The sequence below is a fragment of the Planctomycetia bacterium genome (assembly GCA_015075745.1).
Taxonomy (GTDB): domain Bacteria; phylum Planctomycetota; class Phycisphaerae; order UBA1845; family UTPLA1; genus UTPLA1.
The window spans coordinates 34066-59669 of sequence record JABTTW010000004.1; the positions used below are offsets into that span (position 1 = coordinate 34066).

The 25604-nt window shown below is 59.2% G+C and carries 13 protein-coding genes; 6 read left to right on the forward strand and 7 right to left on the reverse strand.

The features are described 5' to 3' along the window. Window positions 1-77 precede the first annotated feature (77 nt). Window positions 78-1337, reverse strand: coding sequence for a cytosine deaminase (codA, locus tag HS101_19715; protein ID MBE7508489.1), 1260 nt, complete (start codon window positions 1335-1337; stop codon window positions 78-80). Between the two features lie 11 nt (window positions 1338-1348). Next, window positions 1349-2494 (reverse strand): MFS transporter, encoded by a 1146-nt coding sequence (locus HS101_19720; protein MBE7508490.1) that lies wholly within the window; start codon window positions 2492-2494, stop codon window positions 1349-1351. 672 nt (window positions 2495-3166) lie between these two features. Here HS101_19720 and HS101_19725 point away from each other — a divergent pair. Further along, window positions 3167-4486 carry an IS1380 family transposase gene (locus tag HS101_19725; GenBank protein ID MBE7508491.1) on the forward strand — a complete coding sequence of 440 codons (1320 nt, stop codon included), beginning with the start codon at window positions 3167-3169 and terminating at the stop codon, window positions 4484-4486. Window positions 4487-5182: 696 nt separating this feature from the next. Here HS101_19725 and HS101_19730 read toward each other — a convergent pair. Continuing rightward, on the reverse strand, window positions 5183-8080 hold the full coding sequence (locus HS101_19730; protein ID MBE7508492.1) for a tetratricopeptide repeat protein: 2898 nt from the start codon (window positions 8078-8080) through the stop codon (window positions 5183-5185). 138 nt (window positions 8081-8218) lie between these two features. Continuing rightward, on the reverse strand, window positions 8219-8938 hold the full coding sequence (locus tag HS101_19735; GenBank protein ID MBE7508493.1) for an RNA polymerase subunit sigma: 720 nt from the start codon (window positions 8936-8938) through the stop codon (window positions 8219-8221). A 594-nt stretch (window positions 8939-9532) separates the two neighbouring features. Between HS101_19735 and HS101_19740 the strand changes: the two genes are divergently transcribed. Together HS101_19740 and HS101_19745 are read left to right on the forward strand one after the other, a co-directional pair. After that, window positions 9533-10819, forward strand: a complete 1287-nt coding sequence (locus HS101_19740) for an IS256 family transposase (protein ID MBE7508494.1) — start codon at window positions 9533-9535, stop codon at window positions 10817-10819. An 874-nt stretch (window positions 10820-11693) separates the two neighbouring features. Continuing rightward, window positions 11694-19484, forward strand: coding sequence for a VCBS repeat-containing protein (locus tag HS101_19745; GenBank protein ID MBE7508495.1), 7791 nt, complete (start codon window positions 11694-11696; stop codon window positions 19482-19484). Between the two features lie 455 nt (window positions 19485-19939). On the opposite strand, the gene HS101_19750 is transcribed toward HS101_19745, so the two are convergent. From HS101_19750 to HS101_19760, 3 genes are all read right to left on the reverse strand, one after another. Then, window positions 19940-22636: a terminase gene (locus tag HS101_19750; GenBank protein ID MBE7508496.1), complete on the reverse strand. Its 2697-nt coding sequence runs from the start codon at window positions 22634-22636 to the stop codon at window positions 19940-19942. Then, complete coding sequence (locus HS101_19755; GenBank protein MBE7508497.1) at window positions 22605-23099, reverse strand: phage terminase small subunit P27 family; 495 nt, start codon at window positions 23097-23099, stop codon at window positions 22605-22607. Before HS101_19755 ends, HS101_19750 begins: the two co-directional genes overlap by 32 nt. Window positions 23100-23326: 227 nt before the next feature. After that, on the reverse strand, window positions 23327-23710 hold the full coding sequence (locus HS101_19760) for an HNH endonuclease (GenBank protein MBE7508498.1): 384 nt from the start codon (window positions 23708-23710) through the stop codon (window positions 23327-23329). A 504-nt stretch (window positions 23711-24214) separates the two neighbouring features. On the opposite strand from HS101_19760, the gene HS101_19765 reads away from it, so the two are divergent. The 3 genes from HS101_19765 (at window position 24215) to HS101_19775 (ending at window position 25595) form a co-directional block, all read left to right on the forward strand. Then, entirely contained in the window at window positions 24215-24436 is a 222-nt protein-coding gene (locus tag HS101_19765; protein ID MBE7508499.1) for a hypothetical protein, read from the forward strand. Between the two features lie 24 nt (window positions 24437-24460). Next, a complete protein-coding gene (locus HS101_19770; protein MBE7508500.1) occupies window positions 24461-24634 on the forward strand; it encodes a hypothetical protein in 174 nt (57 codons plus the stop codon). A 334-nt stretch (window positions 24635-24968) separates the two neighbouring features. Next, entirely contained in the window at window positions 24969-25595 is a 627-nt protein-coding gene (locus HS101_19775) for a hypothetical protein (GenBank protein ID MBE7508501.1), read from the forward strand. Window positions 25596-25604 lie beyond the last annotated feature (9 nt).

The window sequence follows — 25604 nt, forward strand, 5'->3', positions numbered from 1 at the left end:
GTGTGCCGAGAGCTCAGAGTAAGACGGATTCGCGTTGTCCCTGAGCCGACGATTCCAATGTTCATGTTGCGTTTCTTTCAAGTCGTCTTCCCAAAGAGATCGAGCGCAATCTCGAAGCTCGGCTCGGGGCGCTTGAACAGGTATTTGCCGTTGCGGATCGATGCCAGTACATCGGCGCGCTGGCGCACCGCCTCGAAGGGCGAATCGGCGTCCAGCACGAGGAAGTTCGCCGGCTTGCCCTTCTCGATGCCATACTGGTCTTCCACATTCAGGGTTTTGGCGCCGTTGTAGGTGATCAGGTCCAGGCACCTGTCCAACTCGTCGAACGACATCGTCTGCGCGAGGTGGATGCCGTTATCCAGAATGTTCATCAGGTTGCCGTTACCGACCGGATACCACGGGTCGTTGATCGAGTCCTGGCCAAAACAGACATTGATGCCGCTTTCCCAGAACTCCTTAATCCGGGTGAGTCCACGGCGCTTGGGGTAAGTGTCCTGCCGGCCCTGTAAGTAGGCATTCTCGGTGGGCAGCGAGATGAAGTTCAGCCCCGATTGCTGGAACAGACTCATCATGCGGAATGCGTAAGCATTGTCCGCCGAGCCGAAAGAGCAAGTGTGGCTCGCGGCCGCGCGGGTGCCGATGCCTTCGGCCATCACCAGGGCATTGAGAAGTTCGACGAAGCGGCTCATCACATCGTCAGTCTCGTCGCAATGCACATCGATCAGCTTGCCGTACTTGACAGCCAGCTCAACGGTGTGGTGGACGGATTTCTCGCCGAACTCGCGTGCCCACTCGAAGTGCGGGATGCCGCCGACACAGTCCGCGCCCATCTTCAACGCCTCCTCGATCATCTCGTCGCCGCCCTTGTAGGCGTACATGCCCTCCTGCGGGAAAGCGACGATCTGTATGGTGACGTTGTCCTTGAGCTCTTCGCGGATTTCCAGCATCGCCTTCAGGCCGGTGAGCTTTGGGTCATCCACGTCGATGTGGGTGCGAATGAACTGGACGCCTTTTGACACCTCTTCCTGAATGCCCCTCAGCGTGCGTTCTCTGGCATCCTCTAGCGTCTGGGTCTTTTTGACGTCGTGCCAGCGGGCGATCCCTTCGAACAGGGTGCCACTCGCGTTTGTGGCGCCCTCGCTGCCGCCGGTGTAGACGTAATCCAGGTGCAGGTGGGGATCCACGTAGGGCGGGACCACCAGACGGCCCCCCAGGTCGATTTCCTGGTCTGCCTTGGGCAAATTCTTTCCGATCTGTTTGATGATGCCCTTATCGACCAGTATCTCGCTGGCTTCATCGTGCTGTCGATAGATTAGAGCATTCGTGAACTTTTTCATAATTTTCTCTTTCATAGAATGTCGGATGAACCGGTGGAAGATCGGAGGGTCCGTTTGGCCAGAAACGCGATGATGATGGCCAGGACAAAGCAGGCCAGTGACATGTAAACGATGCGTTTGACGCCGGTGATCGGGAAGTCGCTCAACAGCATTCCGCCGACCCAGGTGGCGCCCATGATGGACAAATTGAAGACGCTGGATTGCACCGAAGTGGCCACGTCTTTGGCTTCTTCAACCTGTTTGCTGACGGCGGTCTGATACATCGTCACCAGCGGGCCAAAGGCCAGGCCCCAAAGGAAAAACGCGATATGCGAGATGACGATGGTCCCATCAAAAGCAAGGAACATGGCCATGGAAATCGCGCCAATGGCGAGCATGACCACGATCAGGGGGCGCAAATAGGCGTCAATATATTTCGCAGAACCAATCACCGAGATCACCGACCCTATTCCAAAGATCAGTAGCGCCAGGCCGATGCCGCCCGCGAAGCCGATCATCTCTACCAACAAGGTGATGTAAGTGTAGATGCCGTAGTGGGCCGCGACTGACAAAAAGGTCAAAAGCAAGACGATCAGGATGGAGGGCATTTTCAGCGCCGCCAGGGGCGAATTGCTCTTGTTGAGCTTCTCGCCTTTCACCGCTGGCAAATAGAAATACGACAGCACGGCAATGACTGCGACAATCATCCCCAGAACCATGAAGACGCTCCGCCAGCCGAATTTGAGGCCGATCGCCGTCATCGCCGGCAGGCCGATGCTGATGCCCAGGGTGTTGCCCGACATGATGACCGTGATGGCCTTGCCATGCATGTTGTCGGGGACCAGCCGCGTGCCGTAGGCCGCGATCATCGGCCACATCACGCCCGCGCAAATGCCGCCGACGATGCGGAAGGCGATGATGACCGCATAGGACGACGAGAGGCCGACGACGATATTGGAGGCCGCGAACCCGATCAGCAGCGCCATTAGCAGCGTTTTGCGGTTGAAGGCGAGAGTGGCACTGATCAGTGGAATGGCGGCGATGGCGGAAGCCAACGCATAAACACCGACCAGAAAGCCAACCTCGCTTTCCTCAATGCCCAGCCCCGCGGTCATTTGCGGCAAAATGCCCGACGGCACCAACTCGGACAGAATACCGACAAAGGTAACACTGGCCATCAGGCCGAAGACAAACCATGAAAAGGTCTGCTTTTCGCTGGATTTGGAAATTGTAGACAGGTTGGTCTCCGTAGCTGCGAATGCTTTTATTTCTTCCCTTCTCGAAGCAAGGGCGCATTCCTTCTACGTCTAATGCCGGGGTATCAATTGACTCCGTGCGCACCAGCTTTTTGATTGCGAATTCCTGGATGCCCTTTGCAGGAGAACTTTCAACCATAACCGGAATTCAGGTTGCCGTCAAAATGCAGTTTCGATGCCGTCCAACGCTCTGGCCACCGCGATGCCGACGAAGCCTCCGCCGACAACGAACACATTTGGCAGTGGCTTTGAAGTCATGTTCCTTCCGTCCGCCGAATGAAGGAGTCGTTCAACGTGTCCAGCCGCAAGTGTCCATTGCCGCGCATTCTATCCGGCGTTGTTTACGATTCCGTGCGGATCGATGAGGAACGTCTTGGCGACGCCCTCGTTAAAGTCGGCCTAGCCGCGCGGGGCTTCGTTGAGTGAACTTTCCCCCGCAACGGATCCAGGTCACGAGTTAGCCCGAATATTTCATCAGGTCGGCGTTGAATAGGAATAGAAAAAGCCTCGAAGCCTTGTAGACTGGGGTTTCTTAAGAACATTCCGGTCCATAGGCAGGGAGGCTTTTTCGTGACAGACTGTAACAGCAAACCGATGTTCTTTTCCAGTCTCGGCCGCAAGAAAATCGTGGCCGATTTCACAGGCGGAACGCTCACCTCAGACGCCGGGGGTCTGCTGCTTCGGGAGGTCGAGCGGCGTCTGGGCCTGGTCGATCAACTGGCCGGGGTCATCAACGACCCGCGTGATCCGGCCCGAATTCAACATGACCAGCGGGTCATGCTGGCCCAGCGCATCTTTGCCATTGCGATGGGCTACGAAGATCTCAACGACCATCAAGCCCTGCGGAGCGATCCCGTGCTGGCGGTCCTGACCGGGCGGCCGCCGAGCGCGGATGAGCCGCTGGCCAGCAGTCCGACCTTGTGCCGGCTGGAGAACCGCGTCACGCGCGGCGACCTGGCACGAATGTCGCGTGTGCTGGTGGAGCAGTTCATCGCGTCCTATGAATCGCCGCCGGAGGAATTGATCCTCGACTTCGACGCGACCGACGATCCGATCCACGGCAACCAGGAAGGCCGCTTCTTCCACGGCTATTACGACCACCACTGCTTCCTACCGCTGTATGTGTTCTGCGGCTCGCGGCTGCTGGTCTCCTACCTGCGGCCCAGCAACATCGACGGGGCCCATCACGCCTGGCCCATCCTGAAGCTGCTGGTGCAGCGCTTGCGACAGGCGTGGCCCGGGGTGCGGATCATCGTCCGCGGGGATTCCGGCTTCTGCCGCCGGCGAATGATGAAATGGTGCGACCGGCACGGCGTCAAGTACGTGCTGGGCCTGGCCCGCAACACCGTCCTGGAGAAAGCGGCCGAGTCCTTCATGCAGGCGGCCGAGGCCCAGTTCGCCACCACGCAGCAGAAGGTGCGGAACTTCCACGAGATCGAGTACGCGGCGCAGACCTGGGATCGCCCGCGCCGCGTGATCGTCAAGGCCGAGCGGCTGGTTCAGGGGCCCAACGTTCGATTCGTGGTGACCAACCTGACCGACCGCACGCCGAACGATATCTACGACGGTCTGTACACGGCCCGCGGCGACATGGAGAACCGCATCAAGGAGCAGCAGCTCGGGCTCTTCGCCGATCGCACCAGTTGCCACGCCTTCCTGGCCAATCAGTTCCGGCTGCTGTTGTCCTCGGCGGCCTACGTCCTGGTGGAAACGCTGCGCCGCACGGCCCTGGCCGGCACCGAACTGGCCGAGGCCCAGGTGAACACCATTCGCCTGAAACTCCTCAAGGTCGCCGCGCGGGTGGTCGTCTCCGTGCGCCGCGTCGTACTGCGACTGTCGAGCAGCTGCCCCCTGCAGGACCTGTGGCGATCCCTGGTTCCACGACTCCGCCTGATCCCGCCCGCCCCATCATGACCCGAAAAACAACCTGATCACCGCTTGGGGGTAAGGGGGCCCTGCGCGCTCCAACCTCCACCTTCGTCCCTCCGCTCACGCACAAAGCCGAAAAACTCCGTCCATCACCATTCGAAGATCACTGATGAAATATGCGGGTTAGGATCAGAGTCGCTGCACTTGTACCCAAAGTTAATCCATTCTCAGGGCGAGAAATCGGCCATCATCCGGTTGGGTAGAGGACTTACACCTCCGAGTAGCCGAACATGCTCGGCACACAAGCCAAACACCCGAACGTCTCCGTCCGGGCGTCGCGTGTTAGCCTGTGGGTCGGCCGATTTCACATCCGGCCTTTCAACGAGAGGGAACCCAACGCACTTCAAACAATCGGACGCTCGCAACAGAGACATTTTTATGTCCGCACTTCGGTACCCGGCCTCAATGTCTCGGGCTTAATATTTCGTTAAGCCGCAGTCAGTTGCGCACGCTGCTCACCTGCCTAGGCCTCCGTCCCTCCTTGGGTGATCAGCCAATACAATTCACACAGCCTGCTCACGATCTCTTCTGCCTTGAAACGATTCCTGCTCATGACCTTTCCTCCATGATCAAACCCCGAATCCTAACTATGGAGCTGGACCAGTTTCTGGGGGAAGGTCACGACGGCCAGATCGAGAAGGCAAGGGTCGAAAAAACTCCATTGAGAACTCCGGCCCTCTTCTAACTCGGTCTTAATGATGTTGGCTGCGTCGTCGCTTGCCAGGTGTCGAGCTTGTCGCGCCAGGTGGCGGCCTTCTCACTGTAGCCCAAGCCTGGTTCCGCCAAGTCCCATACGGCATAGAAGGTGATCAGACGGTTCAGGGCGGCGGCCCGTGCGGCTTCCGGCGCCTGCGATTGCAGTTCCTCGGCAAGGAGCAACGGTTCTGCCTCGGCGCGACGGTCCTGCGCGACGAGGCAATCGGCGAGGGCGTTGCGGGATTCGGAAATTTGGGTTTGCTTGGCGGACGGGTTGGCCAGTCGCGCCTCGAGGGCCTCGCGATAGAGCGTCTCGGCGTCGCCTTGTCGCCCCTGATTCATGACCGCATTGGCGACGAGCATGATTACTGCGGAAGTGCGGTTGTCCCCCGCTGCGTAGTTCGCGCGGGCCCAATCAAGCAACGCGCGGTATTGATCTTCGGCGCCGGCGTAGTCCCGGGCGGCGTCGAGAAAGGAGCCGAGGCTGAAGTTGCTGTTGAGGGTCGTACGGTGGCCGGCTCCGAGCTTTTCGGTGTTGATATCAACCGCGAGGCGGGAGAGTGGGATGGCGTCGGAGATACGGCCCGCCTGCTTGTAGATCCAGGCCAGCTCCTCTAATGCGGAGGCGGTTCGCGGATGGCGATCTCCAAAGAGCTGACGGTGTTGCTCGATGGACTGGTTGCCGAGTGATATGGCTTCGTCGAATTGCTTCCGATCTGAAAGCAGGCTGGCAAGGTTTGATAGACTCAGGGTGACGTCTGGATGCACTTCGCCGAAGAGACGGCGGCGCATGGCCAAGGCCTCGCGTGCAAGCGCCACGGCCTCCGCTGGATTCTCGCGATTTCGCCCCATGACGATGGAGAGTCGATCGAGTGCCCCAGCAAGAGTCTCGGAATCGCCTGCGCCGGTGAGCGCCCTTCGCCCATCCAAGACCTTTCGAAATACCGACTCAGCCTCCTTCGAATCATTCACGCGGAAGAGGACACCGCCGACACCACTGAGTGCGGTCAAGGCGTCGTCGGTTTCGCCCGCCCCTGCGCCACAGTACATGTCGTAGGACTCCTGGAAGGTGGCCTTGGCCTCGTCGTAGCGGCCCGTGGATTCGAGGACTTTCGCGAAGTCGATCAGCGCCCGGGCGATGGCGATGGAGTTCTCACCGGGGATTCCGCGCAAAAGTTCAACGGACCGGCGAGCGGTCTGCTCGGCCTTGTCGTAGACTGCCAGTTCATTGTAGACCACCGCGATGATCCGAAGGAGGCGACTGGCGACGGTCGGCTCGGTCGAAAGCTCCTTCTCGACGCGTTCGGCGGTGCCGTCAACGATTTCCCGCAGCAGCGTGGTATCCCGCCCCAGCGCCACTCCCGGACCAACTCCCTTTAGCATCGAGACGAGAAAGTCCGTGACTTGCTTCGAGGTTTGGGCTTCGGCAACGGCTTTCGCTTCGGCGGCGATGGCCAGATCCCGCTGTTCGCGCGCCTGCAGGAAGCCGCTGAAGGCGAGGCCCGAACCGACGATGATCGCCAGAGCGATCAAGGCCCCCGCTGTGACCGGGCTCCGATGGCGCCGGACGAACTTGCGCATCCGGTAGACGGCACTGGGGGGCGCCGCCACCACCGCTTCGCCGGAAAGATACCGCTGGATGTCCGCCGCCAGATCGTTTGCGGTTTCATAGCGCCGCGAGCGATCCTTCTCCAGACATTTCATTGCGATCCAATCGAGATCGCCACGAATCAGCTTGGACAATCTTGTCGGCTCGGTCTTGCGGCTGGCGGCGACCGAGGGCAGATCTTCCTTCATCGTCGACAACCGTGCGCTGGGCGTGGGTGGCTCGACCTCGCGGATGATCCGCTGAATCTCCGCATACCCCGCGCTGAGCAGTGTCTTGATGTCGAACGGCGTCGAGCCGGTCAGCAGCTCGTACAGCAAAACGCCGAGGCTGTAGACATCGGTACGCGTATCGATATCGAGTTCGGAAAGGCCGGCTTGTTCCGGGCTCATATAGGCCGGTGTGCCGATCATCTGGCGGAACTCGGTGAACAGCGTCTTTTCCGTGAGACGGCCGCCGGTGGCCTTAGCGATACCGAAGTCGATGACCTTCACCGTAGGTTTGTCGTCATGCCGGGAGACGAGGACGTTGTTTGGCTTGATATCGCGATGGATGATTCCTTTCTGGTGGGCATGCTGCACGGCCTGGCAAACGGAAATGAATAACTCCAGTCGATCATGCGGTGAGAGGTTGTGGGTATCGCAGTAGGTGGTGATCGGCACGCCCTTGACCAGCTCCATGACGAAGTAGGGCCGGCCGGTGTCAGTCGCACCGGCGTCGAGAACCTTGGCGATATTGGGATGATCCATGATCGCCAGGGCTTGCCGCTCCTGCTCGAAGCGGGCGATCACCTGGCGCGTGTCCATACCGAGCTTGATGACCTTAAGCGCCACGCGTCGACGAACCGGTTTTTCCTGTTCGGCCATATAGACCGTACCGAAACCACCCTCACCGATGACTTGGAGAAGTTTGTAATGACCAATGATTGTGCCGATGTCCGTTGCGTCGTCCGAGAGGTCGGCCATGTCTCGGGATGAGAGGTGAACGGCGCCTTCGCCGCCACTGGGTCGGGTAATGTCCAGTCCAGGCGCAGTGTCCGACGTGATGGCGTCGCTGATATTGGAAACAGGTGGCGCTATTTGATGGGCGATTTCGCCGCCCGGCGTCTTCAAAAAGTCGCCGAGCTCGCCCTCTGCCAAGAGCAATTTCTCGACGCGCGTCCGCAGCGCCGTATCACTGCCGCAGGCGCGGTCCAAATAGGCTATGCGCTTGGCAGGGTCCGCGATCTGACGGGCCTCGTAAAAGATCGATTCTGTGTCGAGAGGTCTGTCGGCCATGTCATCACCATCCTCTGCTGGCAAAACGTACCCAGACGGGCCGAATTCTCGTCAGGTCGCGATCCGTATGCGTACTCGCCGCACCAAGTCAAGCGCCAAATCGCACGAAATCACCTCATCGATGGAAGAATAATCATGTCAGAGGTGCTCCGCCGCAGCCTTGTCGCGCAGCTCAGTATACAGGTATACTCGCGCGTAGGCCCAGTACCGATCGGCGGTGGAGGTTGAGATGCGCAGGAACGCGGCCGCCTCCGGCAGACTCATCCCGCCGAAGAAACGGAGCTTCACCAGTTCCGCCTTGACAGGGTCTTCCGCAGCCAGCTTGGTCAAGGCTTCATCGAGATCGAGGATTTCATCCGGTACCGCATCAATCGTCACGTCCGCGGTGGTGAGATCGAAACGCCGCCCACCGCCGCCTCTTTTCTGACGTTTCTTGGCCCTAACACATTCGATCAGTATGCGCCGCATCGCTTCCGACGCTGCAGCCAGAAAATGGGCTCGACCATTCCATCGCCGTTCGTCGTTGCCGACCAATCGGACGTAGGCTTCGTGGACAAGGGCCGTCGCTTGCAGCGTTTGCCCCGGCTTCTCTTGGGCTAAGCGCTTGGCCGCAAGACCGCGGAGTTCTTGATAGACGAGCGGCAGGAGGTCGGGCGATGCCTTGGCATCACCAGCCTCGATGGCGATAAGAACGCGGGTGATGTCGGTATCCACAGGCCCATCATCGGTGATGGAGGCGTTAAATCCAAGGGGATTGCATTCTCGACATTTCCACCCGCCGTGTCGACCTGGGTGGCGTCGCCTGAGCCCTTTTGTTGTGCCCCTCACCACGGAACCAGAAACACGCGGGGGTTGCATTCGCCCTCATCGAGGAGAGTTCGACCCAGGCCCATGGCCAAGCCAACGTCGCGCGCGATTCGGCAAGAGACAAAAGGCAATTCGCCTCGTCGCGCAAATCCTTGCGACAACGGGCGTAAAAAGCCAAACGCCCGAACGTCTCCGTTCGGGCGTCGCGCGTTAACCTGTGGGTCGGCCGATTTCACAACCGGCCTTTCAACTAGAGGGAAGCCAACACTCTTCAAACAAGAGGATGTGCGCAACAGAGACACTTCGACATGAACGGTATGGGTTAGCAAAGGTTGAATGCCAATGGATGCCCTATGTCGTCATGTCCGCGATTATCCCTGCGATGTGGGACGCGATCCATTTTCAATACAGCCGTCCGCTACTCCCAATCGTGCGGACGTCTGTTTTCCTTCGCCCAACCAACAAACAGAGCCCGCCGGTGTGGCGGGCTCAAGGTTCCCACTCTCGGGCCGGAGAGTTGAGAACGGAGGCTCTCATGGAGCTATAACCGAATTTCGTTGATGGTGGCGGGATAAAAAAAGGCGGCGTACTCTCGGGACTTGTTCGAGGTTCCGAGCCGCCCACGATGGGCAGAGGAGTACGCCGATGCAGGAGAGTAACGAGTCGATCGAGACGATTCCAGTCCCCAGCCGAGACGTTTTGACGGAGATTCTGCGGGACGGGGCCCAACGGCTCCTGGGCCAGGCGATCGAGGCGGAGGTCGATGGCTGGATCGAAGGGCACGCCGATCTGCGCGATCCGCAAGGCCGCCGGCAGGTGGTCAAGAACGGCCATCATCCCACCCGGACCCTCGTCACCGGCGTCGGGCCGGTGGAGGTGACGCAGCCGCGGGTGTGGGACCGTCGGATCGTCGGCCGCGGCGAGGCCGGCGAAGCGTTGGATGCAAATGGCCAGGCCGTGGAGCGGTTCTGTTCGTCGATTTTGCCGCCGTACCTGCGGAAGACGAAGGCCATCGAGGAGTTGATCCCCTGGCTGTACCTCAAGGGCATCAGCACCGGAGACTTCAGCGAGGCCCTGCAGGCGCTGGTCGGTCCCCAGGCGGCGGGGCTCAGCGCCACGACGATCACGCGTTTGATGACGAGTTGGCAGGACGAGTACCAGTCATGGAATCGCCGCTCCCTGGAAGGCAAGCACTACGTGTACCTCTGGGCGGATGGGATTCACTTCAACATCCGCCTGGAGGAAGACCGGCAGTGCATTCTGGTGCTGATGGGCGCGAGGGCGGACGGCCGCAAGGAGCTGATCGCGGTGGTCGACGGCCATCGCGAGAGCGAGCAGTCGTGGTATTCGCTGCTGCTGGACTGCCAACAACGGGGCATGACGATCGACCCGAAGCTGGCCACGGCGGACGGAGCGCTGGGCTTCTGGGCGGCGCTGCCGAAGGTCTATTCGACGACCCGGGCGCAGCGCTGCTGGGTGCACAAGACGGCCAACGTGTTGGACAAGATGCCCAAGCGGGTGCAGACCGGCGCGAAGGCCAAGCTGCACGAGATCTGGATGGCGCCGACGCGGGAGAATGCGAACCAGGCGTTCGATCACTTCGTGGCCCACTACGCGGCCAAATACCCCGGCGCGGCCGAGTGCCTGGTGAAGGATCGCGAGGTGCTGCTGACGTTCTACGACTTCCCGGCCGAGCACTGGCGGCACCTGCGGACGACGAATCCGATCGAAAGTACGTTCGCCACGGTGCGGCTGCGTCACCGCCGGACCAAAGGCAACGGCAGTCGGATCGCGTGTCTGGCAATGGTGTTCAAGCTGTGCGAGTCCGCCGCGAACCACTGGCGGCTGCTCAATGGCGCGACGCTGCTTCCCGATGTCATCGCCGGTGTGAAGTTCGTCAATGGAGAAAAGGCCGAGAGAAACGCCGCCTGATTACCGCGTCATCAACGAAATTTGACCATTACTCGCTCTCATGGGGACCGACCTTAGCCCAGCAAACGGGCGGATCAACTCTTCTCCCTTGCCCGGTGCACCGATGGCCCGCATGCTGGGCTGGACAATCGGCTCGCCATGCAAGAGGCATGTGGCCCATCGATCATCGTTGTTTGGTCCCTGCCAACCGATGGGGGGCAGATCCTGGCGTGCTACCTGCCCGGCAATCGGCTGCGGGGAGTTTAGGTTTCGGGGGTACTCCGCGCCGGGTCACAAGGAGAGTGGTCAGTGGCGGTGAACTTGGATTCCAAGGCTCAAGCGTGTTGCCGACCAGTTCACCGATTGTCCGATGCACGGGAGATGTCAACCTTACCGATGTTTTTGATCCAGTACGGATTGCATTGAGTCTAAAGAAACTAGGTCCAAGCTGAGTTGAGGCGACCGATCGTGGTTTGGCCGTTAAGCGCTTGAAATCAAAAGCTTTATGGGTGGGTTTTTCGTCAGATTCTGAGTTGAAGTCACATAGGCGAAGACTAGCGAGATCAACGGAGGATCTCAAGACGCAGCGCACGAATCTTGAGCGGAGTGGGCCTGATAGTAACTAGACCTCGGTTACTGTAGAATCTTAGAAGGCTCGGAGCTCGTGAGGAGGCAAGAATGCGACGACATGCTCGGGCATCCGCCATTTATTCCCCCCCGAAGATATTCGCAATCGGCCCTTCCCACAGTAGGTCTTTTTGCCCTAATCGCGGGGCGCGTGGCGTTTCGTCTCAGTTGTCGGTGGCAGAGTATCGGAAACCTCTGGGTGACCGTAGCGCACGGCTGATCAGGCATTGTCGCAAGGCTCTGATTGCGTGCAGCTGGAGACAGTTTCATGGCCGCAAGAATGGCTATCTTGTCGATCTCGTTGTCGATCTTTGTACATGCATCTGCTTGGGGACAGAGTGTGCTGTATGTCGATGCGAGTGCACCGGGGGGTGACGGGAGCAGTTGGGGCCAGGCCTTCAACGATCTACAAACAGCGCTTGCAGCCGCCGGTTCCTCGGGTGGAGTTGTCAATGAGATTCGCGTCGCGACGGGTACATATCGCCCGGCAGCGCCCGGTGGAAGCCGGAACGCTAGCTTTCAGTTGATTAGCGGCGTATCGCTAAAAGGCGGCTATGCCGGCATCGTGTCGGGCACACCCGATGACCGGGACATCGACGCATACCCTACGATCCTGAGCGGCGATTTGAATGGCGACGACGTTGGTTTCAGCAACCGTGGCGACAACAGCTATCACGTTGTCTCGGGGAACGGCACAAACTCGACTGCCCAGTTGGACGGATTCGCGATCACAGGCGGCAAAGCAGACGGCCCCGGATTTCCAATCTTCGATACGCGCGGCGGTGGAATGCGCATCGCAGGGACCGGTGCGCCCACGGTTCTCAATTGCGACTTCACGTCGAATGAGGCTGAACAAGGCGGCGCCGTCAGTCTGTCGGGGGGAGCAAGTCCCTCGTTCACAGGCTGCACCTATTCAGGAAACGTGCAAGTCGGAACCGGCATGGGCGGAGCGGTGCTGATTCTTGACAGTAGCGCTGTCTTTTCAGAATGCGAATTCTCGTCAAATTCTGCGATCGGGACGGGCGGAGCCATTCATATACAGGGCTCCTCGGTAGCGGGCATGAGCAACTGCGGCTTTACGCAAAACACGTCTGGAGGCCTAGGCGGGGGCGTGATGTTGTCCGACGGCAGTATGACCCTAACCAACTGCGCATTTACGGAGAATCAAGCCGGCCACAGCGGCGGAGGCTTGCGCTGCTCAGGGGACAACCTTATTCTCAATTCCTGTCGATTCATCGCGAACTCTGCACAGCATGGGGGCGGCGGACTGAGCGGGAGCGGATCACAGCTCACCGCAGATTCGTGTGTATTCCTCGGTAATCATTGCGATTCTTTTTCCGGTAATGGCGGCGGCGGGTGTAATTGGTCAGACAACGGCCCATCCTTAATGACGAATTGTGTTTTCAGCGGGAACACGTCATCCGGAGAGGGTGGAGGCTTCGCCACGGATGTCACGATCTCGAACGCGACACTGCTCCACTGCGTTTTTTTCGGCAACTCTTCGCAACAGGCCGGTGGCGGCGTTTACAAAGGCAATGAGGGCTTTCTTCGCATTTACAACTCGATCCTGTGGAACAATTCGGACTCAACCGGAGATCCCACATCGTCGCAGGTTTACAGTGCATTGACGACGGTTTCGGCCAGCTACAACTGCATTCAAGGCATGCCGTCCACTATTCTCGGAACGGGAAACATCGATCTCGACCCGCTCTTCGTCGATGCGGACGGGCCTGACGATGTCGCCGGAACGAACGACGACGACCTTCACCTGCAGGGTATGTCGCCATGCATCAACCGGGGCATCGATTCAGCTCTTTCTGCGCCGACGACAGACTATGAGGGCGATCCTCGCCTTCAGCACTGCCGGGTTGACATGGGCGCCGACGAGACGGCGTACTTCTCTGATTGCAATATCAACTCGATCTCCGACGTGTGCGACGAGATGGGTGGTCTCAGCGGCGATTGCGATCATGATGGCATTCTTGATGTCTGTGAGGTCAATTCGGGGGCTACGGACTGCGACGAGAACGGCGTGCCCGATGATTGCGAGTTTCACGTCGGGGCCCTGAGCCTGCCCGGCGGGTCCGTCCACAATCCCATTAATGGTCACGATTACTTTGTAAGCCCCACGGTAACGGACTGGCCCGCGGCGGAGGCCTTCGCAGCAAGCCTGGGGGGCCACCTTGCCACCGTCGATGACGCTGCAGAGAACGCCTGGATCGTTCAAACGTTTGAGCCGCTCTACTCGGATACTCGACTCTTCATTGGATTGAACGACATGCATGTCGAGGGAACGTTCGTCTGGTCCGACGGCACTCCCGTCGACTATGTAAACTGGGGCAGCGGGCAACCGGACAACAACACCGGCAATGGAAACTGGGCGGGCCAGCAGTGGGGCGATATCGCACTTAGGAATTCCAGTCCGGTACTGGCGGGCCAATGGAGCGATGGAAGCGCCGGCCTGCGCGGGCTCATCGAATTCGCTCCCACCAATGACTGCAACAGCAATGGCATCCTAGACGCCTGCGATATCGGCAGCGGCACGAGTCTTGATTGCAATGGTGACGGGATTCCGGATGAATGCAGCCCGGACTGCAATACGAATGGAAACTCGGATGTATGCGACATTTACTCCGGCTCAAGCAATGACTGTGACGGGAATCTGGTTCCGGATGAATGCGAGGTCCCACCGCTCGGCATGGGGCCCGATTGTGACGAGAACGGCGTACCCGACGCGTGCGATCCGGATGTCAATACCAACGGCATCGTGGATGCATGTGAGATGTTTCAATCCGTTTTGTATGTCGATAGCTCCGCAGCAGGGGCCGGCAACGGGCTGAATTGGGGCGACGCATTTACCGATCTGCAATCGGCGCTCGCCTATGCCCGTGCTTCGTCTGGCGTGGTCGAACAGATCTGGGTAGCAGAAGGCGCGTTTTCGCCGTCACATTGCCAGCCGGGTGAGTGCAACGCCGCTTCGGGTAAGCGAAGCATCTCCTTCGATCTTGTGGATGGCGTGGCACTGTACGGCGGGTTTCCTGCAGGCGGAGGGAGCGGCGTCTTCGGAGATCGTGATCCAGCCATTCATGCCTCCGTGCTCAGCGGTGATCTTTCGGGGAATGACACTGCGGATCCGGCGACGCTAATCGAAAACAGCCTTCACGTGGTCCGAGCTGACGGGGTCGGCGCAGGGACTTTGCTTGATGGGTTTACCGTTCGCGCCGGCAACGCGGATCGGATTGACCAGGCCGATCGCGAAGGCGGCGGTCTGTCTATGTCCAACAGCACATTAACCGTTCGTGCCTGCACGTTCCTGGAAAACCACGCGGTGCATCGAGGCGGGGCGGCGCGCGGGTCCGACGGGACTGTGCTGTTCGATCAATGCAATTTCGTGAATAACTTCGCAGAAGCCGCGGGCGCGGTTTACGACGACGGTTCGACATCCACTTTTACCGAATGCTCATTTCAGCAGAACACCGCGATGGGTGGCTCGGGCGGCGCCCTTCAGTGCACCATCGAGAGTACGACGACGCTCGAGGATTGCCAGTTTCTTGGGAACGCTTCAGGGCCCGGGGATGGGGGCGCTGTCAACAGCGAAGGCGTCGTGACCATACGTCGAAGCAGATTCCACGGCAATCATGCGCAAAACGCGGGTGCCGTCAGAATCGCCGGGCTGATTGAGAGTTCGACTTTCACCGGCAATTCGGCCGATTCGATTGGTGGGGCGATCCGCAATCATGGAATTCTGCGAATCTTCCAATCGACGATCGCCGCGAATCACGCGGACCTGAGCGGGGGCGGCATCTACAGCAACGGCGGCACACTTTATCTGAAAAACTCCATCGTGTGGGGAAACACGGATGCGGGGTCGGATGTGGAGGCCGCTCAACTTTATTTGACCGCTGCGCCGGACGCCCTGTTCCAGTTTTGCTGCGTGCAGGGATGGACGGGATCATGGGATGGCGAGAATGTCGTCCCGGGTGACCCGCTCTTTGTTGATGTTGACGGGGCCGATGCGCAGATCGGTACGCTGGACGACGATGTACACCTTGGCGCCGGCTCCTCCTGCATCGATCAGGGAACATCGTTCAGCGGCCTTCCCGCCCAGGACTTTGACGGCGACGATCGTGTTCAGAACTGTCGGCCGGACATCGGGGTGGATGAATCAGGCAATTACGCAGACTGCAATGGCAACTCGACGGCGGATGCCTGCGATATCGAGAATCTGACATCGTCCGACTGCAATACGAACGGCGTGCCGGATGAATGCGAATCGCTGTCCGGCGACTGTAATACGAACGGCGTTGCGGATGAGTGCGATACGTACGTCTTGCGGCGATATTTTGACGCGCAATCGCCGTTTGGTTATCCCGCAGGTCAGTCATTTGAATTCGCGGCGGCCGTCTTGCCTTCCAGCGATGTTCAACTCACCGCGCATGGCAAGATTGCGCTGGCCAATTACACGCTGAACGTTCGTCTCAATGGCATCTTTGCAGGTTCAATGGTCTTTCCGGGAACTTCCGGCAATTGCAGCTTCCCCCGGGCGCAGACGGTTTCCATCGGCCGCGATTTATGGGTGCAAGCGGCCGGTCTAAATGGCGGCGACGTACAGATTGAACTGACCCCAAAGTCTACTGTAGGGGAATGCCAAAAGTCATACCTCAGAATTACGGTTGAATACGTCGTCAACGACTGCAATGACAATGGGCTTCCGGATGACTGCGACATTGCTTCGCTCACCAGCGTTGACTGCAACTCCAACGGACGGCCTGATGAGTGTGAGCGGGACTGCAATTCCAACGGTGTGCCCGATGAATGCGACTTGCTTGGCGGCAGCGCGACGGATTGTAATTCCAACGGAATCCTGGACGAATGCGAGCTGGCGGTCCTCACGGTCGCGACGGACAATTGCGCGGATGCGATGCTTGTGACTTCCGGTGTGCAGTATGCATGCGACACAACGGGGCTCAACGAGGACGGCGTCACGATTTGCGGGAATTCGAGTCCGAGCGCCTGGTATCGATACATCCCCCAAACGAGCGGAAACGCCGTCATATCGCTTTGTGATTCTCCGGGGACGATTAACAACCTCGTTTCGGTTTATTCGGGGTGCCCGGGCGACCTGACCAATCAGGTCGCATGCAGCAGCGGAACGTGCGGTTTCGCCGGTCGAATGGCGACACTTTCGGTCGACGTGGTTGCAGGTCGCCCCTATCTCCTACGGATCGCGGGTCAGACGGGTGTGTCGCACATGACCATCGACGGTCCGGAGGGCTTTACGGCAGACTGCAACCAGAACGACCTTCCGGATGACTGCGATACAGCGGGCAACGACTGCAACTCGAACGGCGTTCCCGACAATTGTGAGGTGTTGGCCGAAGACTGTAACACCAATGGGATGCCAGACGAGTGTGACGCGGTCGGGGGCTTCAGCATGGATTGCAACGCGAACCGGCTTCCCGACGAGTGCGAAACAGACTGCAATACAAATGGCATGCCTGACGACTGTGACGTTGCAATGGGAACAAGCGGCGACTGCGATGCCAATGTCGTACCGGACGAATGTCAGCCTGATTGTGATTCTGACAAGATTGCGGATGCCTGCGAGATCATTTCCGGGTCGGATTCCGATTGCAACGAAAACGAGATTCCCGACTCATGCGAATTGAGCGGTTGCCCCGTCGGCGATCCATCCTGCATGGACTGTAACCAGAATGGAATACTCGATGGCTGCGACATCTCCACGTCGAGTCCCTTGATCGCGCCGATTGACCGGTTTGTGGTGCATGGGGATGTGTGGGGAGTCGATCTGGCGGACGTGAACAGCGACGGACATGAGGACATTCTCGCTCTTACAGGAAACGAAGTAGCAATCCTGCGAGGAGATGGAACCGGCCGGTTTGACCCGCCCGTGCATCATGCGACGTCAGGCTCGCCGAGAAGCTTCGTGGTAAAGGATTTCGACGGTGATGGCGATTTCGATATTGTGACCGCCGGCTTCAGTACGAGCCGTGTTGTCTTCCTGCGAAACAACGGGAGCGGTGGTTTTGTCGCCGGATCGGTGACTTACCCAACCGGAAACACTCCATCTTGCGTCGTGGCCGCCGATTTTGACTTGGATGGTGATTCTGATCTTGCGACGACCAATCTTGCTTCCGACAACGTGACGATCCTGCTCAATGACGGAAACGGCGCGTTTGCGGGATTGCTGCCCGTTTCGATGAATTCGGCTTTCACGCCTGAGGCATTGGAGGCGGCAGACCTGGATGGGAACGGATTCCCTGATCTCGTGGTTGCGAACGCATCACCTCAGAAGACGATCGTCTTGTTGAATGTGGGAATGGATCAGTCCAGCCAATGGGCCGGATTCGACGCCGGGACCGACTACGCGACGAGCTTCGGACCCGTTTGTTTAGACATCGCCGACATCGATCTTGATAATGACATGGACATCGTCATCGGCGGCAACAATCGCATCGCCCTGCTTCGCAACCAGGGCAATGGTGTCTTCGGCGATCCCAATAACATTCCTGTATCAAGTGACGTCACAGATGTCGAACTTAGAGACTTGAATGGAGACACATTGCCGGAGGTCTTTGTCGGGTACAACTACAATTCTTGGTTTTCCGTGATCCCCAACCTGGGCGGCGGCGCATTAGGGTCCCCCGCCAGTCAGGATCTCGGTGTCACAGCTCGAAAGGTTGTGACAGGTCTATTGAACGGAGACGAGCTGCTCGACGTTGTCACGTCCCAGTTCACACTCAGGACCGTTCGCCCACTTGTCAATAACGGTGCCGGCGGATTTGGAACTGTCCTGCCCACTTTACCGATGAACTCACAGCCCTCGAGCATTCTCTCTGCCGATTTGGACAGAGACGGCGCCGAGGACGTTGCCATTGCAAACCGAGGCAACAACGAAGTAACCGTCTTGCTATCGAACCGCGACGGTACATTCCGGAATCCAGCCAATTATCCGTGCGGCTCCGGACCCACGCGGATCGTCTCCGGGGATCTGAACCTGGACGGATTCGCTGACCTCGTCGTCTGTAACGGTCCGTGGGACGATTTCAACACCATCAGCGTACTTTTGAACCTGGGAGACGGGACCTTTGGTGTGGCAACACCCTATTCCGTCTCACTTGCATTAACCGATGTTGCAATAGGAGACGTGAATGGGGACGCTGAGGCGGACCTCATCGCGACGTCATGGAGCGGCATCGCGTATCTCCTTCTGGGAACCGGCGGCGGGACGCTTGGCTTGCCGATGCCGATCACGGGGGGCACCATCTTGGATTCAGTTGAACTCGCGGATCTCAACGGGGATTCGTTGCTCGACCTGATCGTGGCTGACTATCAGGCCGGCTTCGCAAGGGTCAAGTTCAACCTGGGCATGGATGGGATGGGACAGTGGAGTTCATTCGGTTCGTGGAACAACCTCACTGTCGGCTCTCGGCCGCGCGCTGTGCGAACGGTCGATCTGAATTTGGATGGGCATCTCGATATTGCCGTCGTCAATTCACTGGAGCACACCTTTTCGGCCCTGCCCGGAAACGGGGACGGGACGTTTTCTTCGAAAGTCACGTCGCCGCTGGCAGGCGGATCGCACCCGCTTGACTTTGCGTTCCTGGAAATTGATCAGAACGGACTCCCGGACGTCGTCATTCCCCTGTCCAATTCGGACACGGCCGTACTGATGGCGAACCGGGGCAACTTCGTGTTTGAAGGGCTGGGAGCCTTTGCAACGGGAGATAATCCGGCCACGGTCTGCAGCATCGAACTGAATTGCGACCTGCGCCGCGATGCGGTGTTTGCGAACACAAGTTCCAACAATATCACGCTCTGGCTGAACGAGTCGACGCCGCCCGTGACGACGGATTTGAATCACAACCAGATTCCCGATGTTTGCGAGATCGACATTTCGCAGCTGGATTCGTTTGTCCATGCGGTCTTGAGCCCCGAAACCGCATCGTGCCAAGTCTACGCGGATTGGAATGGCGACAAAGTCGTCGACGGCCGAGACGTCAAAGTGTTTGTAGCGGCCTTGATAGCAAGCCCATAGCACGCATAGACTCCGAGGCACAATGGCCTGCCCTCAAATTGAGTGTTCGCGCCGAGTGCAAAGATTCTTGCACTCGAACATGTGTCCTGCGAACTGTTGACGAATGCACGGGGTCGGCTTGTCAGACCCATTCGACCACAAAGAATCCCGCCTTGCATTCGCCTTCGTTGAGCAGGGTTCTCCCCAGTCCCATGACGGCTGCCACGATGCCGTCGATGCGTTCGGTCGATTTCTTCTTGGGGGTTTGAGGTTGTCCGCAGCGTCAGTCTCGATGGCGTCGTCGAATCCAGTACTGTGTACCCCTCACCACGGAATCAAGAACACTCAGGGGTTGCATTCGCCCTCATCGAGAAGAGTTCGACCCAGGCCCAAAACGGCGGCGACGATGCCATGAATACACTCGGTGGATTCTTTTGGGGGATTACAAGGGATGGAAGTGCCTGTCGAGGGGCTGATCAAGACCACTCGACAACATAGACCCCCGGAATAAACTCTCCTTCGTCGAGCACGGCTCTGCCCAGACCCATTACGGTGGCGACGATCCCATCGATGCGTTCGGTCGATTTCTTCTTTGACGGCTTGAGATTCCCAGCCGCGTCGGTCTCGACGGCGACATTGGAGGCCATCCACCGCAGGACCGGGTGGCCGCCGTGGCGCAGCTTGTCGGACATGACCAATTTCTCCAGTTCTTTCGAAGGCGCGGTCATGTCCTTGAATCCCTGGCCGAAGGTGACCACCTCGAAGCCATCGCCCTGAAGCTGGATTGAAAGCTGGGTGGCATTCCACGGATCGATGGCGATCTCAGCGATGTTGAATCGCTCCTTGAGCTCGTTGAGGCGGGCACGGATCGTGTCGTAATCCACCACGTTGCCGCTGGTCATCTCGATGTAGCCTTGCCGCGCCCACGTCGTGTAGGGCACCCGGTCCCGTCGCTCGCGCTTCTCGGCGCTCTCGGCTGGTATCCAGAACCGCGGGATGAGGGCAACCTGCCCATCCTCGCGGGGGAAGACCATCACGAAGGCGCTGATGTCCGTCGTCGTGGACAGGTCCAGTCCGGCGAAGCAGCGTTCGCCTTCCAGTGAGGATTCATCGAACTTCAGCTTCCCGCATGCATCCCAGGTCTCCATCGAGAGCCACCGCACATCCTGCTGGGTCTTCATATTCAGGTGCAGCCGCTTGAAGGTGTTTTCGTATGAGGGTGTTTCTCTGGCTCGGCGGCATTCGCGTTCCAGGTATTCCATGCTGACCGAGATGCCGAGGTTGGGATTGGCCTTGGCCCAGACCTCGGGGTCGGTCCAGTCGTCGTCCTGTTTTGCCTCGTAGATCACCGGCAGGAAGGCCGGGTCCTCGATGATGCCATCCCGCACCTTGACGGCGTAGTCATACTTCTCGTTGCAGATGCTCGGCCGATCGAAGTCGGCGGTGGTGATGTAGATGACCAAGGGCTGGCGGCGGGCGCCTGTAGAAGTCATGAGCACATCTACCAGTTCCCGATCCGGCTGGGCGTGCAGTTCATCCACGATGATGCCGTGAGCATTGATGCCGTGCTTGCTGTAGGCCTCCGCGCTAATCACCTTCAGCACGCTGCCGGTGGACTCGACGACGATGGCATTGGTGTAACACTTGCTCCGCGAGGCCAGTTCCGGTTCGGCCAGCACCATCGTCTTGGCGGCATTGAAGACCAGCCGAGCCTGCTCGCGATCGGCGGCGGCGCAGTAGGTCTGGGCGGCGGGCTCGCCGTCGGCAAAGGTAAGCAGGTTGCCGAGGCCGCCGGCCATCTCGCTGTTGTGGGTGGCGACCATCCCTTCCCCTGCCAGATACAGGCGCGAAGGCGAGTCCACGGTGATGCAGCGGACGGGGACGCTTTCGACCGGCTCGATGGCCACGATCTGCCGGGTCATGCTGCGGCGGGCAACCTTACGCTGGGTGATGACCCGCTGAGCCTTGCGCGGAACACGAAAGACCGGTAGATCAGCCCTCGGCGAAAAGCGAATCCGCCAATTGGGCCCGCAGTCCTTTTCGTTGAGCATGGCCCGACCGACCGACCAGGTCGGCTTCATACCCAGGCTGCGAAGGAGTTCCAGCACGCCTTCGTGGATGCGATGGGTCGTCGTAGTAAATTCGCAGTGTCCTCTCTTGGAGCAGTAGCCGTCGGTGTCCATCAAGCCTTGCAGCAGGGCAAGTCGCTGGTTGATGGATGCACGCAGGTACGCACGGGGGATGTGCTTGTTCTGGATGAGACCGGCCACCCTCAAATCGGCAAAGAGCCCTTCGAACAACAGTGTCGCGCTGCGCCTGCCATCGGGAGCAGGCGTCGACTTTTTCAACGGATAGGCCGTCCGCCCGATCGATGCCACGTAGCTCTCGACGTCCTCGGCATGCGACGTGATGTTGGCGGCGTAAGAGTTTCCATTCCCGAGCCAGACCCCGAGGGTGTAGGGATCGACGGGCAGGGTGATTGGCCGCGTATGCAGGGGCCCGGCGACCGGAATGGAGAAGCGGTGTTCGCGGTGGGTCTGGCGATGGCCGCAGCGCAATCGACCGGCCATCCACTCAGTGCTGACAATCCGACGGCCCGAATACCGATCGTCGACCGTCCAGAGGTGGTCGGCATCCGCGATGATCGAGGTTCCGTCGGAGAATGACACACGATAACAGGGCCGCACATGCTGAACCACATAGGCATGGGTGACCAAGGTAGGTAGCCCATTCTCATCAAAGACCAGATCGCCCTCGTCAATGTCGCCCATCTGCTTCCAGCCGTCGGGAGTCGGGATCGGTGTGTCGACGGCCAGCGCTTTGCCGCATTTGCGAGGCACATAGATGAACACCTCGCGATAGCGGCGCAGGCCGTCCGGTCTCTTCCAACCGAAAATGTTGGCCACGATTGCGGACTGCCAGGGCTGCAGTGTAAACGGCGCGCCACGCCATTCTCCGGCCGTGAAGGTCAGGCATTCGGTGAAGAAGTCCACGGCCAATCGGGCGGACAGGACATCGAACCTGCAGTCGCCCGCCGTGGCGATGGGGTCGTAGCCGGGGATGGAGCCGAACTCAGATAGGATGGATGAAGGTGATGTGGCGACAGCGCGCTTTGGCTTGGCCTTACTATTGCGCTTGGCCTTACCCCGCCTTGAAGAAGCGACCCTTGTCATGGGACCTGCTCTCCGTAGCGGGGTCGGTCGTCAACTGGATGCGTGCCCGTGCCGACGGCGTCATGCCGAACTCCTGTTCCAGCTTAGTGAGCTGCTGACTGAGCTTGTGGGCGATCGCCACCTGCGGCCATTGTTGGAAGCACTTCACGTTGCCTTGGTCGTCCTTGAGTGGATACATCTCACCGCGCTCGGTGATGAAGTCCTCGGCCTTGCGCCAGCGCGACCAGAAGCGGCAATACCGAGCTAACGCATTGCCATCGATTCGGGTCAGGACGCCCATCGCCGAAAGCTGCGGGACGAGCTTCTCCCACATCGCCCTGGCATCCTCATCCAGCCAATCGGGGCAATCGGGGTTGCCGGTAGGGCCCTGCACCTCGTTCTGCAGACGGCGCTTGGTGACCAGGGTGCTGCCGCGCAGCTTGAGGATGTTGGTCGGGGTGGGGGCGGGTCCGCGTCTGCCCATGGTTCAGGCCCTAGTGCTGTCTACTATTGATATGTGATTGCCGAACATGCTTGTCGTCCGAAAACCGCATTTCTGACATCTCCAGAGGGGATACCCCCCTAATGCGATACCCTCAAAATCGTGCGTCATATGGCGACATGGTCTACGTTCAGAAAGCCCCATGTTTCTGACCGGCCTACCGGTCAGCGGTGCCATGTTGGCAGCACCACTAGTACACGCGGCTCAAGTCACTCTATCGGTGCCACCATCCCGTCACGCTTGCGATCTACCTGCATCCGTTCCCGCCGTCTGCCGAACCCACCATCGCACTGCACCGTCTTGCGCGAATGGCAGGGACCGCAGAGCCCCTGCAGGTTATCCCATTCATCCGTGCCGCCGGTGCTGCGAGGGACGATGTGGTCCACATGCATGGCAACCACCGGCCACTTGCCATGCACACCGAACGGGTCAACGCACAGCGGGTTATTCGCCAGGAACATCTTGGCCAGCCGTTGCCAGCGCCGGCCGTAGCCCCGCGCCGAGGCGGACGGTCGTTCCATCGTCTTGAGGCTCTTGGTCCCCAGCCGCTTGGCCAGGTCAATTGAGCGATGTCGGGTCGGTCGCGTGGGCATCCTGCACCTCGAAGTACGTTCCTTCACATTCAGCATAGCACACGATCCATCGAGGCCATCCAGCATCTGGAAGGCAAGAGGATTTTTTCTGTTCTATTCCAGCAGCATGCGGAAGCGGTGGCCGCATTGGCAGCGCACCCAAGACAGACTGCTGCCATCGCCTTGGTCGGCCAGCGACCGGTACTTGGTCAGGCGGGTCCCCCGGCACGCCGGGCAGCGCGGCCGCTCGTAGGTCACGGTCTCTAAGGTGGGCCGCGACGTTGGCCCGTGTGGCGTTGGGCGCGTGTCGTTGGCCACCTAGGCGACCCTCCTCGTCGTGGGGCCACGGTGCGCGATGTCATCGCCACGACACTCATGCAACACGTGTGCCTGATTATGGCGGCGGTTGACCCTGTTGGCGTTTTTGTAATCGATCGAATTTCGCCGCAATTCGCCTTGATTGTGTCCGCCCCGGATGCCCTCATGTGTGTGTACGCGTGGGGCGTACGCATCGGAGCCATGACTATGACCATTCAATGCCGAGCCAGGGAATTTGAGATCTTCGAAGAAGCGGAAGACTACGCCCTCAAGCGGGGCGGTGCCGCGTTGACCATGCCCGGCGGCCGCTACCTGGCGATTAGCCGCCGCGATTGCGATCGCATCGAGAAGGTTGGCGGTCCGGCAACGGCGCGATTCGTTGATCGACCGACGCGTGGCGGACATTGCTACATCGCGGTTGGGTACTAGCCCGCCGTTAGGGAGGCCAGCGACATGACCATGACCGAACGCCTTACGCAGATTGCCCAAGAGCACCTGGGCATCGAGACGCTTGAACAGCGCGGCCGTGACGCCCTCGACTTCCACGAGGTCGGCGTGGCGGGCCTTAAGGGCAAGTCGGCCCGGTTCAAAAAGGTCGACCGCGGGCAGTTCCAGTTCGCGGGCTGATTCGCCAACCACCGACATCTCATCTCCAACGACGCCTCGGCACCTACCGGGGCGTTGCTTCGGCAATGAATTGCACGCGGTTTTGACTGAATCACAGGTCATTGATACTGTCATGGGCTTGTCCGATATCTGGTCTTGCAGCGACGATTGAACGGCACAAATGGGCGGCAGATACGATTCATCAAAGACGCGAGTAGTCCCCGTTTTCGGAGAATTGCTGAGGCAGGACCCGACGGGCGATAGCTGGCTCCAGCGGCTCCTCGAACTTGCGCAGGCAGGTTCACAGATTCGCGGTGTTACTTCATCAGCTTGCAGCGGTATTAAGGAAGTCCGAATGGGTATCGATGAAATCCCACTGCCGCCACCGCGAGATCTCTTGAGATGGCTGGTGAAGCATGCCAAGAGGCCGGCCCAATCATCGGCCCTAGGTAAATCAAAAAGCACTCGCGAAAAGAGAGAGAAGTTACTTGCGAAAGATCCGCAAGTTATTGATGAAGCACTGACCTCTCTCCGAGAAAAAGAAGTCCCAGGCTCCGCATGGTACATCTTGGAAGGGCCGTCCTGGCCAGATGTCTTCCTTATTGCCAACGGCCTCATGCTTGTTGTAGAAGGAAAACGAACGGAAGCCAAGCCTACGCGAAGTACAACATGGATGCCCGTCCGCGACCAGATGCTCCGCCACCTCGACTGCGCATGGGAACTGCACCGTGCGGGCGGTCCAGCACCCGTCGGAGTCTTCATCGTCGAGGGCACGCCAGCAAATGGAGCTGTTCCCGATAAGTGGAGACGCGACCTGAACGAATCAAGGCTTCCGCCAATCTTGACAGAGAGTTTGCCACATCGCTCTTCAGAGGAACGAGAAGCAATAAGAGACTCGTTTCTTGGCGTGACCACTTGGCAGAGAATCTGCGATGAGTTTTGCATTCCAATCAATTCATTGCCCGAGTTTTGTGACGACTGAGCTTTTGCA

What these genes read in the sequence shown, in the direction of transcription:
- codA (MBE7508489.1), bottom strand. Translation starts at nt 1,337, where the DNA reads ATGAAAAAGTTCACGAATGCTCTAATCTATCGACAGCACGATGAAGCC.
- HS101_19760 (MBE7508498.1), bottom strand. Translation starts at nt 23,710, where the DNA reads ATGCCCACGCGACCGACCCGACATCGCTCAATTGACCTGGCCAAGCGG.
- HS101_19725 (MBE7508491.1), top strand. Translation starts at nt 3,167, where the DNA reads ATGTTCTTTTCCAGTCTCGGCCGCAAGAAAATCGTGGCCGATTTCACA.
- HS101_19755 (MBE7508497.1), bottom strand. Translation starts at nt 23,099, where the DNA reads ATGGGCAGACGCGGACCCGCCCCCACCCCGACCAACATCCTCAAGCTG.
- HS101_19720 (MBE7508490.1), bottom strand. Translation starts at nt 2,494, where the DNA reads ATGGCCAGTGTTACCTTTGTCGGTATTCTGTCCGAGTTGGTGCCGTCG.
- HS101_19745 (MBE7508495.1), top strand. Translation starts at nt 11,694, where the DNA reads ATGGCCGCAAGAATGGCTATCTTGTCGATCTCGTTGTCGATCTTTGTA.
- HS101_19750 (MBE7508496.1), bottom strand. Translation starts at nt 22,636, where the DNA reads ATGACAAGGGTCGCTTCTTCAAGGCGGGGTAAGGCCAAGCGCAATAGT.
- HS101_19765 (MBE7508499.1), top strand. Translation starts at nt 24,215, where the DNA reads ATGACCATTCAATGCCGAGCCAGGGAATTTGAGATCTTCGAAGAAGCG.
- HS101_19730 (MBE7508492.1), bottom strand. Translation starts at nt 8,080, where the DNA reads ATGGCCGACAGACCTCTCGACACAGAATCGATCTTTTACGAGGCCCGT.
- HS101_19740 (MBE7508494.1), top strand. Translation starts at nt 9,533, where the DNA reads ATGCAGGAGAGTAACGAGTCGATCGAGACGATTCCAGTCCCCAGCCGA.
- HS101_19775 (MBE7508501.1), top strand. Translation starts at nt 24,969, where the DNA reads ATGGGTATCGATGAAATCCCACTGCCGCCACCGCGAGATCTCTTGAGA.
- HS101_19735 (MBE7508493.1), bottom strand. Translation starts at nt 8,938, where the DNA reads ATGCAACCCCCGCGTGTTTCTGGTTCCGTGGTGAGGGGCACAACAAAA.
- HS101_19770 (MBE7508500.1), top strand. Translation starts at nt 24,461, where the DNA reads ATGACCATGACCGAACGCCTTACGCAGATTGCCCAAGAGCACCTGGGC.